Genomic DNA, 17,204 nt, shown 5'->3' on the forward strand with positions numbered 1-17,204 from the left:
GCGTTTCAGGCGCGCGGCGCCTTGCGCGGCGCCGTGGCCGCCGTTGCCTCGCCTGGCGCGCTGCCGCGCTTGCCCTTCGCGGCGGAAAGGCGCCGCCACAGTGTCGTCTTGCTGATGCCGAGCATCTCGCACGCGCGGTCGCGATCGCCGTTGCAGGCGTCGAGCGCGGCGCGGATCTCATCGGCTTCGGTGTTGAGGCTGCGCTCGCGCAAGGTGAGCGCGCCCTCGCCTGCCTTCGCCGCGGCACCGCTCGCCGCGCCGCGCGACTCGAACACCTCCGGCGCGATCGCGCGCAGCACGTCGGGCGTCAGCACGTCTTCTTCCGAATCGGCCAGTTCCACCACCATCCGCTCGACCACGTTCTGCAGCTCGCGCACGTTGCCGGGCCATGCGTGCCGCGCGAGCGCACCGCTCACCAGCGCGAGCGTGCGCGCCGCGTCTTCGGGCGTGCGGATGCGCACGGCCACGCGCGGCTCGCGGCGCGACGCCTGGAACAGCAGTTCCGCCGCCAGCAGCGCGATATCGGCGCCGCGCTCGCGCAACGGCGGAATGGCGAGATTGAGAATGTTCAGGCGATAGAAGAGATCCGCGCGAAACTCGCCCGCTTCGATCTGCTCGGTGAGCGCGCGGTGCGTGGCGGCGACCACGCGCACGTCCACGCGCGTGGGCTCCGTGGCGCCGAGGCGCACCACCTCGCGCTCCTGCAGCACGCGCAGCAGGCGGCTCTGCAACGGCAGCGGCATCTCGCCGATTTCATCGAGAAACAGCGTGCCGCGGTGCGCGGCCTCAATGAGCCCTACCTTGCCGCCGCGCCGCGCACCCGTGAATGCACCCTCCTCGTAGCCGAACAGCTCGCTCTCCAGCAGCGCCTCGGGAAACGCGCCGCAATTCATGGCGACGAACGGAAAGTCGCGCCGCGGGCTTTCGCGATGAATGCCCTGCGCGATCATCTCCTTGCCGGTGCCGCTCTCGCCGCGGATCAGCACCGTGGCATCCGACTTCGCATAGCGCCGCGCGAGCTGGCGCACGCGCTCGATGCCGGGCGTTGCACCGCTCAGGTCGTCCAGCCGGTAGCGCGCGACGAACTGCTGCGTGCGCTGGCGCGAGCGCAGCGTACGGTCGAGCCGCTCCACTGCGCGCGACTCCTGGAACGTGAGCACGGCGCCCGTCGTCACGCCGTTGTCGACCAGCGGCCCGCGGTGCACGACGTAACTCACGCCGCGCACGGTCTCGAGCGATTCGCCATCGGCTTCGGGCAGCGCGAAGGCGATGTCGGGCGCGAGCGCCGCGAGCGACTGGCCCGCGGCGGCCGCCGGATCGATGCCGAGCACGGCCGCGAGGCGCTGGTTGATCGCCTCCACGCGGCCGCGCGCGTCGAGCGCGACCACGCCGTCGCGCAGATGCTGCAGCACGCTGTCGAGGCGCTGGCGGCGCTGCGTTTCGCGCCAGGTGGCTTGCACGAGATCCAGCGCGTTGTCGAACGCCGCGCGCACCGAGGGCCGCGAGTAGACGAAAAACGGCACGAGCCCGAGCCGCGCCGCGAGATCGTTGACGAGACCCGGCCCCACGACCGCGCCCACGCCGCGATCGCGCAGGTCGAGCACGCAGGCCTCGGCGTCCTGAACCGTGCGGTACTGGCCGAACACCACGTCGATGCCATAGGCGCTGGCAAAGCGCCGCACCTCCACGGGCGTCTCGCCATAGGTCACGAGCGCGACGAGTTCGGCCTCGCGCCGCGCACGGGCGAGCGCCTGCATCACGTCGAAGCCGGTGGGCTGCACGAGCACCACGGGCAGGTCGACGCGCGCCTTCAGGTAGGTGCCGTTCGAGCCCGCCGCCACCACCACATCGGGCCGCTGGTTCGGCCCCGCCGCGGCGATTTCGGCCACCGCTTCCTCAAAGCCGCGCGGCACCACGCGCAGGTCCGCGAGCTCGTCGTATTCGCGGGCGATGTCGCGAAACAGGTCGCGCAGGCGGCTGATGCCCATGGCCCACACACGCGGGCGAATGGCGGAGGAAGCGGGAGCGGGAAAGCGGTTCATGTTGTCCAACGATACGGTCGCGACGTCGAGGGCCGGTGCAGCCGAAAGCCGGCCGTCAGCCCGATTTCGCATTATCGCGCGTCGATTTCATTTTTGAAATTGTGATTTCATCACGGAAATAAGGGTCCGCAACCGGCAAACGTAGTTCCGGCGCAAAATCAACGCGCTAGCCTCCATGCGCGGAGCTGGCACGCTATCTGCAGTATGAGGCGGCGATTCAATTGGAGACAGCCCGCATGAACAACAAATCCCCCGCCAGCGCCGGCGCGAAATTCCGCGCAGCCGTGGCCGCCGAACAACCGCTGCAGGTCGTCGGCGCCATCACCGCGTATGCGGCCAAGCTCGCGCAGGCGACCGGCTTCAAGGCCGTGTATCTCTCGGGCGGCGGCGTGGCCGCCAACTCGCTCGGCGTGCCGGACCTCGGCATCAGCACCATGGACGACGTGCTGATCGACGCCCGCCGCATCTCCGACGCCGTCGACATTCCGCTGATGGTCGACATCGACACCGGCTGGGGCGGCGCCTTCAACATCGCGCGCACGATCAAGTCGTTCATCAAGGCGGGCGTGGCGGCCGTGCACCTGGAAGACCAGGTGGGCCAGAAGCGCTGCGGCCATCGCCCGAACAAGGAAGTCGTGGCGACCGGCGAAATGGTGGACCGCGTCAAGGCCGCCGTGGACGCACGCACCGACGACGGCTTCGTCATCATGGCCCGCACCGACGCGGCCGCCGTGGAAGGCATCGACGCCGCGATCGAGCGCGCGGTGGCCTACGTCGAAGCGGGCGCCGACATGATCTTCCCCGAAGCGATGAAGACGCTCGACGACTACCGCCGTTTCCGTGCCGCCGTGAACGTGCCGATTCTCGCCAACCTCACGGAGTTCGGCTCGACGCCGTTCTTCACGACCGAAGAACTGAAGAGCGCAAACGTGGATATCGCGCTCTACTGCTGCGGCGCGTATCGTGCGATGAACGCCGCCGCGCTGAACTTCTACGAGACCGTCAAGCGCGACGGCACGCAAAAGGCCGCCGTCTCGACGATGCAGTCGCGCGAAGACCTCTACCGCTACCTCGGCTATCACGCGTACGAAGACAAGCTCGACGCGCTCTTCGCCGCGAAGAAGTAAATCCGCCCACCATATAGTTCACAGATACCTGGAGAGAGGAAGACACCATGAGCGAAGCAGAAAATACCACGCAAGCCGCAGGCGGTTTCAAGCCGAAGAAGTCCGTTGCGCTGTCGGGCGTGGCGGCGGGCAACACGGCGCTGTGCACCGTGGGCCGCACCGGCAATGACCTGCACTACCGCGGCTACGACATTCTCGACCTCGCCACCGCGTGCGAATTCGAAGAAGTCGCGTACCTGCTCGTGCACGGCAAGCTGCCGAACACGGCCGAACTGGCCGGCTACAAGGCCAAGCTCAAGGCGCTGCGCGGCCTGCCCGCCAACGTGAAGACGGCGCTCGAAGCCGTGCCCGCCTCGGCACACCCGATGGACGTGATGCGCACCGGCGTCTCGATTCTCGGCACGGTGCTGCCCGAGAAAGACGACCACAACCTGCCGGGCGCGCGCGATATCGCCGACCGCCTGCTGGCCTCGCTCGGCTCGATGCTGCTGTACTGGTATCACTTTTCGCACAACGGCAAGCGCATCGAAGTCGAAACCGACGACGACTCGATCGGCGGCCACTTCCTGCACCTGCTGCACGGCCGCGCGCCGTCGAAGTCGTGGGTCGACGCGATGCACGTCTCGCTCAATCTGTACGCCGAGCACGAGTTCAACGCCTCGACGTTCACGGGCCGCGTGATCGCGGGCACGGGCTCGGACATCTACTCGGCCATCACGGGCGCGATCGGCGCGCTGCGCGGCCCGAAGCATGGCGGCGCGAATGAAGTCGCGTTCGAGATCCAGTCGCGCTACGAAAACGCCGACGACGCAGAAGCCGATATCCGCGCGCGCGTGGAGAAGAAGGAAGTCGTGATCGGCTTCGGCCACCCGGTGTACACGATCTCGGACCCGCGCAACAAGGTCATCAAGGAAATCGCGAAGAAGCTCTCGAAGGAGCAGTCGAACATGAAGCTGTTCGACATTGCCGAGCGCCTCGAATCGACGATGTGGGAAGTCAAGAAGATGTTCCCGAACCTCGACTGGTTCAGCGCCGTGTCGTATCACATGATGGGCGTGCCGACCGCCATGTTCACGCCGATCTTCGTGATCGCGCGCACGGCCGGCTGGAGCGCGCACATCATCGAGCAGCGCATCGACAACAAGATCATCCGCCCGAGCGCGAATTACACGGGTCCGGAAAATCTGAAGTTCACGCCGATCAGCAAGCGCTGATCGCCGGAGGCGATGCGTCGTAGCGTGACGACATCGCCTTCGCTCCCGCGCACCGCCGCTCACACCACTTTTGGTCCCCAAGCCGTGAATACCGCCTACCGCAAGTCCCTCCCGGGCACCCGGCTCGATTACTTCGACGCGCGCGAAGCCGTCGAGGCCATCCAGCCCGGCGCCTACGCCACGCTGCCGTACACCTCGCGCGTGCTCGCCGAAAACCTCGTGCGCCGCTGCGACCCGGCCACGCTCGCCGCGTCGCTTACGCAGCTCATCGACCGCAAGCGCGACCTCGACTTTCCGTGGTTCCCGGCGCGCGTGGTCTGCCACGACATCCTCGGGCAAACCGCGCTCGTCGATCTCGCCGGCCTGCGCGACGCCATTGCCGACCAGGGCGGCGACCCCGCCAAGGTGAATCCGGTCGTCCCCGTGCAGCTGATCGTCGACCACTCGCTCGCCGTGGAATGCGGCGGCTTCGATCCGGACGCGTTCAACAAGAACCGCGCGATCGAAGATCGCCGTAACGAAGACCGCTTCGACTTCATCAACTGGACGAAGAAAGCGTTCAAGAACGTCGACGTGATTCCTCCGGGCAACGGCATCATGCACCAGATCAATCTGGAGAAGATGTCGCCCGTGATCCAGGCGCGTGACGGCGTGGCGTTCCCCGACACCTGCGTCGGCACCGACAGCCACACGCCGCACGTCGATGCGCTCGGCGTGATCGCCATCGGCGTGGGCGGCCTCGAAGCCGAGAACGTCATGCTCGGCCGCGCCTCGTGGATGCGCCTGCCCGATATCGTCGGCGTGGAACTCACGGGCAAGCGCCAGCCCGGCATCACCGCGACCGACATCGTGCTCGCCCTCACCGAGTTCCTGCGCAAGGAAAAGGTCGTGGGCGCGTATCTGGAGTTCCGCGGCGTTGGCGCATCGAGCCTCACGCTCGGCGACCGCGCCACGATTTCGAACATGGCGCCCGAGTATGGCGCCACGGCCGCGATGTTCTTCATCGACAACCAGACGCTCGACTACCTGCGCCTCACGGGCCGCGAGGAAGAGCAGGTCAAGCTGGTCGAAACCTACGCGAAGACTGCTGGCCTGTGGGCCGACACGCTCGCCAACGCGCAATACGAGCGCACGCTCACGTTCGATCTTTCGAGCGTGGTGCGCAACATGGCCGGCCCGTCGAATCCGCACAAGCGTCTGCCCACATCCGCTCTCGCCGAGCGCGGCATCGCAGGCAAGTGGGAAGAAACGCCGGGCCAGATGCCCGACGGCGCGGTCATCATCGCGGCCATCACGAGTTGCACGAACACGAGCAACCCGCGCAACGTGATCGCCGCCGCGCTGCTCGCACGCAATGCGAACGCACACGGCCTCACGCGCAAGCCGTGGGTGAAAAGCTCGCTGGCGCCGGGATCGAAGGCCGTCGAGCTTTACCTCGAAGAAGCCAACCTGCTGCCCGATCTGGAAAAGCTCGGCTTCGGCATCGTCGCGTTTGCATGCACCACATGTAACGGCATGTCGGGCGCGCTCGACCCGAAGATCCAGCAGGAGATCATCGACCGCGACCTGTACGCGACCGCCGTGCTCTCGGGCAACCGCAACTTCGACGGCCGCATTCACCCGTATGCAAAGCAGGCGTTCCTCGCCTCGCCGCCGCTCGTCGTCGCCTACGCGATTGCGGGCACGATCCGCTTCGACATCGAACAGGACTCGCTCGGCACGGACAAGGACGGCAAGCCCGTGTACCTCAAGGACCTCTGGCCGAGCGACGAAGAGATCGACGCCATCGTCGCGAAGAGCGTGAAGCCCGAGCAGTTCCGCAAGGTGTACGAGCCGATGTTCGCGGCCACGGCGGCCAGCGGCGAAACGACCGACCCGCTCTACGACTGGCGCGCGCAAAGCACCTACATCCGCCGCCCGCCGTACTGGGAAGGCGCGCTGGCCGGCGAGCGCACGCTCAAGGGCCTGCGCCCGCTCGCCGTGCTCGGCGACAACATCACGACCGACCACCTTTCGCCTTCCAACGCGATCCTGCTGGACAGCGCTGCGGGCGAGTACCTCGCGAAAATGGGCCTGCCCGAAGAGGACTTCAACTCGTACGCGACGCACCGCGGCGACCACCTCACGGCGCAGCGCGCAACTTTCGCGAACCCCACGCTCATCAACGAGATGGCCGTGGTAGACGGCGCCGTGAAGAAGGGCTCGCTCGCTCGCGTCGAGCCGGAAGGCAAGGTCACGCGCATGTGGGAAGCCATCGAAACCTACATGGAACGCAAGCAGCCGCTCATCATCGTCGCGGGTGCGGACTACGGCCAAGGTTCGTCACGCGACTGGGCGGCCAAGGGCGTGCGTCTCGCGGGTGTGGAAGTGATCGTGGCGGAAGGCTTCGAGCGCATTCACCGCACCAACCTGATCGGCATGGGCGTGCTGCCGCTCGAGTTCAAGGCGGGCACGAACCGCACGACGCTCGGCATCGACGGCACGGAAACCTATGACGTGATCGGCGCGCGCACGCCGCGCGCCGACCTCACGCTCGTGATCGAGCGCCGCAACGGCGAGCGCGTGGAAGTGCCGGTCACCTGCCGGCTCGATACGGCCGAAGAAGTGTCGATCTACGAAGCCGGCGGCGTGCTGCAGCGTTTCGCGCAGGACTTCCTCGAATCGTCACAGGCAGCGGCATAAACGGGAAACGGGCGGCGCAGCGCTCACACGCGCGCCGCCCTTCGTTTCAGGACAACACATGGCACACGTACCTCAGATCAAGATTCCCGCGACCTATATCCGCGGCGGCACCAGCAAAGGCGTGTTCTTCCGCCTCCAGGATCTGCCCGCCTCGGCGCAGCAACCGGGCGTGGCGCGCGACAAGCTGCTCATGCGCGTGATCGGCAGCCCCGACCCGTACGGCAAGCAGATCGACGGCATGGGCGGCGCGACGTCGAGCACGAGCAAGACCGTGATCGTGGCGAAATGCAGCAAGCCCGACCACGACGTCGACTACCTGTTCGGCCAGGTCGCCATCGACAAGGCCTTCGTGGACTGGAGCGGCAACTGCGGCAATCTCTCCGCCGCCGTGGGCCCGTTCGCGATCAGCGGCGGCCTCGTCGACCCGAGCCGCGTGCCCGACAACGGCGTGGCGACCGTGCGCATCTGGCAGGCCAACATCGGCAAGACCATCATCGCGCACGTGCCGATGACGAACGGCCACGTGCAGGAGACGGGCGACTTCGAACTGGACGGCGTGACCTTCCCCGCCGCCGAAGTGCAGCTGGAGTTCCTCGACCCGGCCGCCGAGGAAGAAGGCGCGGGCGGCGCGATGTTCCCCACCGGCAATCTCGTGGACGACCTCGAAGTGCCGGGCGTGGGCACGCTCAAGGCCACGATGATCAACGCGGGCATTCCGACGATCTTCGTGAACGCCGAGGCCATCGGCTACACGGGCACGGAATTGCAGGACGCGATCAACAGCGACGCGCAGGCGCTCGAGAAGTTCGAGACGATCCGCGCGCACGGTGCGCTGCGCATGGGACTCATCAATCACCTCGACGAGATCGCCACGCGCCAGCACACGCCGAAAATCGCCTTCGTGGCGAAGCCGGTGAGCTATACGGCGTCGAGCGGCAAACGAGTGGAAGCCGGCGATGTGGATCTGCTGGTGCGCGCCATGTCGATGGGCAAGCTCCACCACGCGATGATGGGCACGGCGGCCGTGGCGATCGGCACCGCGGCGGCCATTCCCGGCACGCTCGTGAATCTCGCAGCGGGCGGCGGCGAACGCAGCGCGGTGCGCTTCGGGCATCCGTCGGGCACGCTGCGCGTGGGCGCCGAGGCGCGTCAGGAAAACGGCGAATGGACGGTCACGAAGGCCATCATGAGCCGTAGCGCACGCGTGCTGATGGAAGGCTGGGTGCGGGTGCCGGGAGACGCGTTTTAAGGCGCGGTTTCAAGAAGTAAGCGGTTTGCGGTGGTGAAAAAAAACCGCCCTGACGCTGCGATGTGTCAGGGCGGTTTTGTTGTTCTTGCCGCGCTCACCCCTGCGGAGAAGAAGGCAAATACGGCATCGGGTCGACCGGCTTGCCATCGCGGCGCACCTCGAACAGCACCGCCACGCGGTCGTTGTTCTCGCTGCCCATCTCGGCGATCTGCTGGCCCTGATGCACCGTGTCGCCGGTCTTCACGAGCAGACGGCGGTTGTGCGAGTAAGCCGTGAGGAAATCCTTGTTGTGCTGGACGATGATCAGGCTGCCGTATTCGTTCAGGCCCGTGCCCGCGTACATGACCTTGCCGTCGGCGGCAGCGATCACGGGGTCGCCGGCCTTGCCCGCGATCTCGATGCCGCGCGTCGTGCCCGGCGCGAACGGTTCGACCACACGGCCATGCGCCGGCCACACGAGCGCGACGCTGTTCGCGTGGCGCGCCACTTCGGCGGCGACCTGGCGGTTTCCGGCTGCGTTCGCGTTGGCGTTCGCCGTTGCGCCGCCAGCTTGCGGCGCGGCCACCTGGACGGTGATCGTCTGCTTCGAAACCAGCTTGATCGACTGGCCTGCGCGCAGGTGACCGTTCGGCTTCAGGTGATTCCAGGCGGCCAGATCCTTGACCGACACACCGTGCTTTTGCGCGATGCGCGGCAGCGTGTCGCCGCGGCGCACGCGCACGTAGGTCGTTTTCGTGACGACGCGCGTGACGGGCACACTCGCCGCCTGTTGTGAGCTGCTGGCGTCGGCGCTCGCTGCGTCGGAAGCCGGGGCCGCTGCCGCCGTGTCGGGCTGCGGTTGTTGTTGCGGTTGCTGCTGGTTCATGTCGGCGCAGCCGCCCAGCAGGGCTGCCAGCCCCAACACGGCCCAGAACCCTTTGAGACCGCGCTGGCCGATACGATCGTCTTTCAACATTGCTCTCTCCTACGGTGCTTGCAGCCGCGCGATGCAGCGAGTGGATGCCCGGGACGGTCTGCTGCGTATGCCGCGCTCCCGCCCCCGTGGCGTGCCGGCTCGCCTGCGCCGGGCTGCTTCGATCTGCGTCTAAACCGACTGCATCTCGAACCATAAACATTCAACGCACGCGATCGCCCCATTAACGAACGAGCGTGCCATCTCAAATTCGATCCGGCATTGTAAAGCGCAACTCCACGAAATCAGCCCAGGGAGAACACTTTGAAACAAATGTTAATTAGCCGAATTCTTGCCCGATAAAAGCATCGGCAAGGGGCCAGAAGAAACTGCCCAAACCCGCGTCAGGGCGGCATTTGCCGCGCCGGCATGATCGTGCCCCTTCCCCTGACTTATCGGCACATGCCCCGGAAACTTGAAAGATGCACTGGCGGCGCCCGCTGAAAGGCATTTGAAATTGCGCTAATATCGGCGGCGTCAACGTAAACCCGTATGCGGCGGGAACCCTCGCGTATTCTTCAGGTCTTTGCCTGCGTTTGTCGTACGGCCGTCCCGGTGGCCACGGTTCCCGGCGCCAGGCGCCCGCGAACCTCGCCCGATTTCCCGATTTCCCGATTTCCCGATTTCCCGATTTTTCCAGCCAGGTACTCCCAGCATCTGCCCGCCCGGCCCGTTTCGCATCACCGGCTGCTTCAAGCGCCCCATACCGGCCCGGCCCGCTGCCCCAACATGCCAAAGTCATCCAACCGTCTAGTCGAACTCGATTTCTTCCGCGGCCTCGTCCTGCTCATCATCGTCGTCGATCACATTGGCGGCAGCATCGTCTCGCGCGTCACGCTGCACGCCTACGCGCTGTGCGACGCGGCCGAGGTGTTCGTGTTCCTCGGCGGCTTCGCCACGGCCACCGCGTGGGCCACGCTGTGCGCACGCCGCACCGAGGCCGCGGCGCGGCAGCGCTTCATCAAGCGCGCGTTCGAGATCTACCGCGCGTTCGTCGTGACGGCGCTGTTGATGCTGCTCGTCACCGCGATTCTCGTGGCCTGCAACGTCGATGCGCCCAACCTCGCCACCACCGATCTCGACGACCTCACGCTCGCGCCTGCCGCCGCGCTGCGCGACATCGTGCTGCTGCGCCGCCAGCCGTATCTGGCCGGCGTGCTGCCGATGTACGCCTGGTTCGCCCTCGCCGCCCCGCTCGCCTTGCCGCTCGCGCGCACGCGGCCGTGGCTGCTGCTCGCCGTGAGCCTCGCGCTGTGGGGCGTCGCGCCGCACCTGGCGCCGTGGTTGCCGCACGTCGAAGACGTGCAATGGGACTTCAACCCGTTCGGCTGGCAGCTGATGTTCGTGCTCGGCGTGATCGCGCAGGCGCAACCCGTGTTCCAGCGCGTGAGCGCGCACCGTCTCGGCACGCTCGCGACCCTCGCCGCACTCGCCGTCGTGGCGGGCGCCGCGATCTATCGCCTGCAGCTCGGCAACGTCGCGCTCGACGGCGACTTCAAGCGCAACCTCGCCTGGTTTCGCGCGCTCAACTTCCTTGGCATCGCGTGGCTCACGGCGCATGTCATCCGCCTCGGCTGGGCGAAGCGCGTGGCGCATGCGCTGCCCTGGGTGGGCCTCGTCGGCCGCAAGGGGATGCTCTCGTTCGTGGCCGGCGCCGTGATTTCGCTCACGGTCGACTCGGTGCTCTACTGGTACACCGACGGCTACCTGAACGTGCCGCTCGGCCTCTGCGCCGACGCCGTCGCGATCACCACATTGCTGCTCGTCGCGCGTGCGTCCGACCCGCTCAAGCGGCTGCTGCCTTCGCGCGCCAAAGCTTCCGCCTGAAACGACGCGGCTCGCAGGCCACGCACCGCGCGCCGGCACGCCGGTCACGGCTTCCGGCGCGCGCGAGCGGCTGCTAGCATGATGACCCCGCGCCGCCGGCGCGCCACCGCCCTCGATGTCCCTGCCATGCGCAGACTCCTTCGCACCGCGCTGCTCCCGCTCGCTCTCTCCTGCGCGGCGTTCGTCACGCCTGCGGCCCCTGCCGCGGCGAGCACGATCGTGGTCCGCACGTTCCACGCCGAGGCGCTCAACCGCGAGTGGCCCTACGTGGTGTACCTGCCGAACGGCTATCGCGCCGACCAGGGCCGCTACCCGGTGCTCTATCTCCTGCATGGCAACAACGGCGAGCCCATGGACTGGGTCACGCATGGCCAGCTCCAGACCACCGCCGACACGCTGATCGCCCATCACGAAATCCCGCCCGTGGTGATCGTGATGCCGCAAGGCGGTACCGACTGGTACGTCGACCGCAAGGAGCGGATGGAGACGGCGTTCTTCCAGGATCTGCTGCCCGAGATCGAGTCGCACTTCGCGGTGGACGACACGCGCGACGGCCGCGCGATCGGCGGTGTCTCGATGGGCGGGTTCGGCGCGCTGCGCTATACGCTGGAGCACCCCGACATGTTCTGCGGCGCGCTGCTGCTTTCCCCGGCGGTCTACGCGGGCGACCCGCCGCCCAGTTCGGCGGCGCGTCACGTGGGCGTGTTCGGCGATCATCAGTTCGATGCGCAGATCTGGCGCACGCTCAACTATCCGGCGCTCTGGAAGCCGTATTTCGCGCAGCCCCGGCGCGTGCCGTTCTTCATCGCGGCCGGCGACGACGACCTCGTGATCCAGGCCGAGTCGTCACTGCTCTACACGCGGCTGCGCGAGGCGGGCAATACGGCGGCGCTGCGCATCGTCGATGGCGGCCACGTGTGGCCCGTGTGGCGCGAACTGCTGCCGGCCGCGCTCAAGTACACGCTCGGGTGCTTCCGCTGAGCGAGGCGCGTGCCGCGCCTCGCCGCGAACCGGGCGTAACTGGGCGTCACTCCGCCCAGTTCACCCAAAGCACCATCAGCACGGTCATGAGCGCCGGGCCGATGAAGATGCCGATCAGCCCGAAGGTCGTCGCCCCACCCAGAATGCCGAACAGCACGAGCAGAAACGGCAAACGCGTGGAATTGCCGATCAGCACGGGCCGCACGAAGTGCTCGGCGACGAACACCACCACGAACCCCCATACCGCGAGCGCAGCCGCCGCGATCAGCGAGCCCTGGATGACGAGCCACAGCGCCGCGCCGCAGAACACGATGGGCGCGCAAAACGGCAGCATGGCCGCGATGGCGGTGACGGTGCCGAGCAGCGCCGCATGTGGCACGCCGGTCGCGATATAGGCGGCGGCCAGCAGCACGCCCTCGCCCAGCCCCACGACCACGAGCCCCGTCACCGTGGCGCGCACGGCGGCGGCCATGCGCTGCAGGAGCTGCGCGCCGTCGGCGCCGAAGGCACGGCGCGCACCGCGCATCACCGTCGCCGAGAGACGCGGGCCCGCGCGGAAGATCACGAACAGCGTGACGAGCATGAAGCCGAACGTCATCGTCGCGTGGGCGGCGCGCGCACCGAAGTGGCGGCCGAACGTGGCGATGGCGTCGCCGTGCAGGCTCTTCATCGCCGGGGACGCCTTGAGCGGCTGGGCGAAATTGGCCTGCCACCAGTCGCTCACCTGGCGGCTGCCGACCGGCAGATGCGCAACGAAGTCGGGCACCGGCACGCCGTTCTCTTGGGCGGCGCGCAGCCAGAGGTAAAGCTCGTGAGCCTCGCCGCCGGCCTGAATGGCCGTGACGGCGATCGGCAGGAGCACGAGCAGGCCGATCGCGGCCGTGAGCAGCGTGGCGATCAGCGTCTTGCGGCCCTTGAACCAGGCGCGGCGCTCGATCGCCTGATAGGTGGGCCACAGGACGATGGCAAAGACGCTCGCCCAAGCCACGGCGGGCACGAACTCGCGCACGATCCACAGCGCCAGCAGGACGAGCGTGGCGTACAGCACCGCGGAGGCGGCGCGCTGGATTTTCTGCTCGTTTGCGGAGTTCGGAGCAGGCGGACGATGAATCATGTAACCTCGTGAAAATTCAAAAAACAGGGGCCCGGGTTTCGTAGCTGCGCAGGTGCGGTGCAACCAGCCAGCGCGGTGCAGCAAACCAATCCAGCCGGGCCAGTCTTTCTCAGATCCCAATCCGCGCCAGCCGTTCCGTCCCCACCCTGGAACGCCCTCCAGGCGCCCGTTTTCAGGCCACTCGATGTCGCGCCACGTACAACAGTGCGTTGCACAAATTCGAGATGTCGACCCCCAATCCGCCGCAAACCCCCATTCCTTCGTGAATCGCAACGTGTCGCAGGGCGATTGTTGCTGATAATGGAATGGTGTTTCAACGGCGACAGAATGGCACTTGTCAGCGCGCAGGACTACATTCGCGGCACCACACTTACGGAGCCGACAATGAAGAAAAAAGCGTGCCTCTCGCTTGACGGAGCCAACGGTGAGCGCATCGAAATACTCGAGCAGACGGATACGGCGCTGGTGATCCGCTGGGTCGAACCCGGTCGCTGCCATTATGGCGAACAGCGCTGGCGCCGCCGCTCGGCGCATTCTTCGGGCACCTGCGCCGTGTCGCGCCGCAAGATCCGCCGCGGCGACGCCGTGTTCAAGCCGGCCGAACGTCCCGCGCCGCTCAACGCCTCCGTCATGATCGCCGCCGAAGTGTTCGGCGCCCTCATCGGCGCAGAACTGCCGAAGTAAGCGCGGCGACGTCGTCCGCGGCCTCAACGAGGCGCGAGCGAGATAGCCCGCGCGGCATGGCGCGGCGCGAAGTCCGCCGACGCGGCGCACAACGCCGCGACGCGCGCGAGCACATCGGCGTCGAAGCCCGCCGCGCGCGGGCCCGAGCGGTCCACATGCAAGAGCAACTGCTCGCTCGCCGAGACGGGCGAGGCGAGCGCATCGTCAAGATCGCCCGCGAACATCTCCAGATACAGGCGCACGCGTTTCGCGTCGTGCTCGATGACCCGGACGTCGACGCGCACCGGCGCGCCCTCCTTGATCTCGCGGAGATAGTTCAGGTGCGCCTCCAGCGTGTACATCGACCGCCCGCGCGCCTCGCGCGCAGCCGCGTCGAGCCCGATGGCGTCGAGCAGCGCGTCGGTCGCGTAGCTGTAGATCAGCATGTAGAACGCGTCGCGCAGATGGCCGTTGTAATCGACCCACTCCGCGCGCACCGTGTCGCGGTAGACCACGGGCGCCGTTTCGTTCGTCATCCAGTCTCCCCTTCCGTCTCCCCATTCGGTGCCCGCGTGCAGGCGGGAGCAGTGTAACCGCAGACCCGCCTCGTGCGCCGCGACGCCGGCAGGCTCCGGCGCCGCCGCATGCGTGCTCGTGCCGCCGTGCACGCCGCGCGCCGCTGGGGTAAGGTTGAACGGTCGCGGCGCAACCGCCGCCCTTCCAACGCCCTTCAACCGCCGCCTCCCGCGCGGCGCTTCGCGAGGCCCGGCCATGGCAGAAAACACGCCCCCGCTTCCGTTTCCCCCGCAGCAGTTCTCGCTCGACGTGATGCTCGAGAAGTACGCCAAAGGCGACGAGCAGACCGCCGACGACGTCTACCGCCGCGTCGCGCGCGGCGTCGCGCAGGTCGAGCCGCCTGCGCTGCGCGCCGAGGTCGAGGCGCGTTTCGTCGACAATCTGCGCAACGGCGCGCTAGGCGCGGGGCGGATCATGAGTGCGGCGGGCGCCGGCATCGAGGCCACGCTGATCAACTGCTTCGTGCAGCCGGTCGGCGACAGCATCCAGGGCTTGGACGCCGAAGGCCGCCCCGGCATCTACGTCGCGCTGCTCCAGGCCGCCGAGACCATGCGGCGCGGCGGCGGCGTGGGCTACAACTTTTCGGCGATCCGGCCGCGCGGCGCGTTCGTGCATTCGACGGGATCGAGCGCATCGGGGCCATGCAGCTACATCGACGTGTTCGACGCCTCGTGCCGCACCGTGGAAAGCGCGGGCGCGCGGCGCGGCGCGCAGATGGCCGTGCTCGACTGCGATCACCCCGACCTGCCGGAATTCATCGAGGCCAAGCATTCGAAAGGGCGCTGGAACAACTTCAACGTCTCGGTCGCGGTGACCGACGAATTCATGCGCGCCGTGGAAAACGACGCGCCCTGGCAACTCGTGCATCGCGCCGAGCCCTCGCCCGCGCTGCGCGCGTCGGGCGACCTGCAGCGCCGCGACGACGGCCTGTGGGTCTACGCCGAGACGCGCGCCCGCGCGCTGTGGGACGCGATCATGCGCTCGACCTACGACGTGGCCGAGCCGGGCGTGGTGTTCATCTCGCGCATGAACGAGGACAACAACCTGCGCGCGCTCGAAACGATCCGCGCGACCAACCCGTGCGGCGAGCAGCCGTTGCCCGCGTACGGTTGCTGCAACCTCGGACCGCTCGACCTCACCCGTTTCGTAATCGACCCGTTCGCGCAGATGCGCGGCGGCAAGGCGGATTTCGACTGGAATCAACTCGCCGTTCGCACGGGCACCCAGGTGCGCTTTCTCGACGACGTACTCGACGCGACGCTCTGGCCGCTGCCCGAGCAGCAGGCGGAGGCGGCGGCCAAGCGGCGTATCGGCGTGGGCTTCACGGGACTCGGCGACACGCTCGTGATGCTCGGCATCCGCTACAACTCGCCCGAAGGCTGCGAATTCGGCGCGCGCGTGGGGCGCACCATGCGCGACGCCGCCTATCGCGCTTCCGTCGAACTCGCGCGCGAGCGCGGCGCGTTTCCGCTCTTCGACGCGAGGACGTACCTCGAAGAAGGCACCTTCGCCTCACGCCTGCCCGACGACCTCAAGGCCGAGATCCGCGCGCACGGCATCCGCAACAGCCATCTGCTTTCCATCGCGCCGACGGGCACGGTGAGCCTCGCGTTCGCCGACAATGTGTCGAACGGCATCGAGCCCGCGTTCTCGTGGACCTACCAGCGCACGCGCCGGATGGCCGACGGCAGCCGCGAAACGTTCAACGTCGAAGACCACGCGTGGCGTGTGTTCCGCGAACTGGGCGGCGACGTGAGCGCACTGCCGGCGTACTTCGTGAGCGCGCTGGAAATGAGCGCACAGGAACACGTGGCGATGATGGCGGCCGTGCAGCCGTACGTCGACACGTCGATCTCGAAGACCGTCAATGTGCCCGCCGACTATCCGTTCGAGGACTTCGAAAACCTCTATCTCGACGCATGGCGGCGCGGCCTCAAGGGACTCGCGACCTACCGCCCGAACGAGACGCTCGGCGCGGTGCTGCAAACGCTGCCTCCCGAGACGGCGGCAACGGCCGACGACGCGCTCGGCGACGCCCTGCTCGACCCGCTGCGCGTGGCGATCGACCATCGGCCGAAGGGCGAGCTGCCCGCCGTGATCGAGAAGATCGAATACATCACGCAGACGGGCAAGGTGTCGCTCTACGTGGCGGTGTCGTTTCTCGAAGTGACGGGCCAGGTGGGCGGCGAAGCGGTGACGATCGAGCGGCCTATCGAATTTTTCATTCCCGTGGGCCAGCGCGACGAGCAGCAGCAATGGATCACGGCAACCATGCGTTCGCTCTCGCTCGCGGCGCGCGGCGGCTTCGTCGCGCGCAATCTGCAGGACTTGCGCAAGGTGTCGTGGGATCGCGGCCAGGTGCGCTATGGCGAGACGCAGCGTCTGGACGGCCGGCGCATTCCGCTGTGGCACGACTCCGAGGTCGCGGCCATCGCCTACGCGATCCAGCAGATCCTGCATCGGCGCGGCTTTCTCGATGCCGAGGGACGGCAAGTGCCGTCACGGCTGCTCGCGCAGCGGCGTGACGGTGCACTGGCCGCGCAATTCACCGGCAACGCGCGGGCCGGCGCGGAACAGCCCGGCGACCAGGTGCTCGACGGCGACAACGCGCTGCCCGCCGATACCCAGCACGCGTTTGCTCACGCGATGCTCGGCCGCAAGTGCGGGTCGTGCGGGGCGAACGCGGTGATCCGCAAGGACGGCTGCGACTTCTGCACGGCGTGCGGTGAGATCGGGACTTGCGGTTGAGGGCGGCGACACGCTCGAGAAAGCGCTGA

At 67.6% G+C, this 17,204-nt stretch carries 12 protein-coding genes; 8 read left to right on the forward strand and 4 right to left on the reverse strand.

The genetic code is table 11. The annotated features are described in order from the left end of the window. Positions 1-5: 5 nt before the first annotated feature. Positions 6-2,042 carry a propionate catabolism operon regulatory protein PrpR gene (gene prpR, locus AB4Y44_RS09735; RefSeq protein WP_342922540.1) on the reverse strand — a complete coding sequence of 679 codons (2,037 nt, stop codon included), beginning with the start codon at positions 2,040-2,042 and terminating at the stop codon, positions 6-8. A gap of 236 nt (positions 2,043-2,278) precedes the next feature. Here prpR and prpB point away from each other — a divergent pair, with 236 nt between their 5' ends. From prpB to prpF, 4 genes are all read left to right on the forward strand, one after another. After that, complete coding sequence (gene prpB, locus AB4Y44_RS09740) at positions 2,279-3,169, forward strand: methylisocitrate lyase (RefSeq protein ID WP_368699348.1); 891 nt, start codon at positions 2,279-2,281, stop codon at positions 3,167-3,169. Positions 3,170-3,216: 47 nt separating this feature from the next. After that, the gene (prpC, locus tag AB4Y44_RS09745; protein WP_368699349.1) at positions 3,217-4,383 is read left to right on the forward strand and encodes a 2-methylcitrate synthase; all 1,167 of its coding nucleotides are present in this window, start codon (positions 3,217-3,219) and stop codon (positions 4,381-4,383) included. A gap of 84 nt (positions 4,384-4,467) precedes the next feature. Next, positions 4,468-7,065 carry a Fe/S-dependent 2-methylisocitrate dehydratase AcnD gene (gene acnD / locus AB4Y44_RS09750; protein ID WP_342922539.1) on the forward strand — a complete coding sequence of 866 codons (2,598 nt, stop codon included), beginning with the start codon at positions 4,468-4,470 and terminating at the stop codon, positions 7,063-7,065. 58 nt (positions 7,066-7,123) lie between these two features. Beyond that, entirely contained in the window at positions 7,124-8,314 is a 1,191-nt protein-coding gene (gene prpF / locus AB4Y44_RS09755) for a 2-methylaconitate cis-trans isomerase PrpF (protein ID WP_368699350.1), read from the forward strand. 94 nt (positions 8,315-8,408) lie between these two features. Here the strand turns inward: prpF and AB4Y44_RS09760 are convergent, their stop codons facing one another. Further along, positions 8,409-9,269: a peptidoglycan DD-metalloendopeptidase family protein gene (locus AB4Y44_RS09760; protein WP_368699351.1), complete on the reverse strand. Its 861-nt coding sequence runs from the start codon at positions 9,267-9,269 to the stop codon at positions 8,409-8,411. A 726-nt stretch (positions 9,270-9,995) separates the two neighbouring features. On the opposite strand from AB4Y44_RS09760, the gene AB4Y44_RS09765 reads away from it, so the two are divergent. Both AB4Y44_RS09765 and AB4Y44_RS09770 read left to right on the forward strand, forming a co-directional pair. Further along, positions 9,996-11,093, forward strand: a complete 1,098-nt coding sequence (locus tag AB4Y44_RS09765) for an OpgC domain-containing protein (RefSeq protein WP_368699352.1) — start codon at positions 9,996-9,998, stop codon at positions 11,091-11,093. Between the two features lie 126 nt (positions 11,094-11,219). Continuing rightward, a complete protein-coding gene (locus AB4Y44_RS09770; protein ID WP_368699353.1) occupies positions 11,220-12,074 on the forward strand; it encodes an alpha/beta hydrolase in 855 nt (284 codons plus the stop codon). A gap of 46 nt (positions 12,075-12,120) precedes the next feature. Here AB4Y44_RS09770 and AB4Y44_RS09775 read toward each other — a convergent pair whose 3' ends face one another. Beyond that, a complete protein-coding gene (locus AB4Y44_RS09775) occupies positions 12,121-13,188 on the reverse strand; it encodes an AI-2E family transporter (protein ID WP_342922534.1) in 1,068 nt (355 codons plus the stop codon). 384 nt (positions 13,189-13,572) lie between these two features. Here AB4Y44_RS09775 and AB4Y44_RS09780 point away from each other — a divergent pair, with 384 nt between their 5' ends. After that, complete coding sequence (locus AB4Y44_RS09780) at positions 13,573-13,872, forward strand: DUF3331 domain-containing protein (RefSeq protein ID WP_069266348.1); 300 nt, start codon at positions 13,573-13,575, stop codon at positions 13,870-13,872. A 23-nt stretch (positions 13,873-13,895) separates the two neighbouring features. Here the strand turns inward: AB4Y44_RS09780 and AB4Y44_RS09785 are convergent, their stop codons facing one another. Next, entirely contained in the window at positions 13,896-14,387 is a 492-nt protein-coding gene (locus AB4Y44_RS09785; protein ID WP_368699354.1) for a thioesterase family protein, read from the reverse strand. A 235-nt stretch (positions 14,388-14,622) separates the two neighbouring features. On the opposite strand from AB4Y44_RS09785, the gene AB4Y44_RS09790 reads away from it, so the two are divergent. Beyond that, a complete protein-coding gene (locus tag AB4Y44_RS09790; protein WP_368699355.1) occupies positions 14,623-17,175 on the forward strand; it encodes an adenosylcobalamin-dependent ribonucleoside-diphosphate reductase in 2,553 nt (850 codons plus the stop codon). Positions 17,176-17,204: the final 29 nt, after the last annotated feature.

It is taken from the genome of Paraburkholderia sp. BR10937 (assembly GCF_040965695.1).
Lineage (GTDB): Bacteria > Pseudomonadota > Gammaproteobacteria > Burkholderiales > Burkholderiaceae > Paraburkholderia.

Bases quoted from the DNA above. Each gene is read 5' to 3' on its own strand.
- prpR (WP_342922540.1), bottom strand. From the start codon at position 2,042: ATGAACCGCTTTCCCGCTCCCGCTTCCTCCGCCATTCGCCCGCGTGTG.
- prpB (WP_368699348.1), top strand. From the start codon at position 2,279: ATGAACAACAAATCCCCCGCCAGCGCCGGCGCGAAATTCCGCGCAGCC.
- prpC (WP_368699349.1), top strand. From the start codon at position 3,217: ATGAGCGAAGCAGAAAATACCACGCAAGCCGCAGGCGGTTTCAAGCCG.
- prpF (WP_368699350.1), top strand. From the start codon at position 7,124: ATGGCACACGTACCTCAGATCAAGATTCCCGCGACCTATATCCGCGGC.
- AB4Y44_RS09760 (WP_368699351.1), bottom strand. From the start codon at position 9,269: ATGTTGAAAGACGATCGTATCGGCCAGCGCGGTCTCAAAGGGTTCTGG.
- AB4Y44_RS09765 (WP_368699352.1), top strand. From the start codon at position 9,996: ATGCCAAAGTCATCCAACCGTCTAGTCGAACTCGATTTCTTCCGCGGC.
- AB4Y44_RS09770 (WP_368699353.1), top strand. From the start codon at position 11,220: ATGCGCAGACTCCTTCGCACCGCGCTGCTCCCGCTCGCTCTCTCCTGC.
- AB4Y44_RS09775 (WP_342922534.1), bottom strand. From the start codon at position 13,188: ATGATTCATCGTCCGCCTGCTCCGAACTCCGCAAACGAGCAGAAAATC.
- AB4Y44_RS09780 (WP_069266348.1), top strand. From the start codon at position 13,573: ATGAAGAAAAAAGCGTGCCTCTCGCTTGACGGAGCCAACGGTGAGCGC.
- AB4Y44_RS09785 (WP_368699354.1), bottom strand. From the start codon at position 14,387: ATGACGAACGAAACGGCGCCCGTGGTCTACCGCGACACGGTGCGCGCG.
- AB4Y44_RS09790 (WP_368699355.1), top strand. From the start codon at position 14,623: ATGGCAGAAAACACGCCCCCGCTTCCGTTTCCCCCGCAGCAGTTCTCG.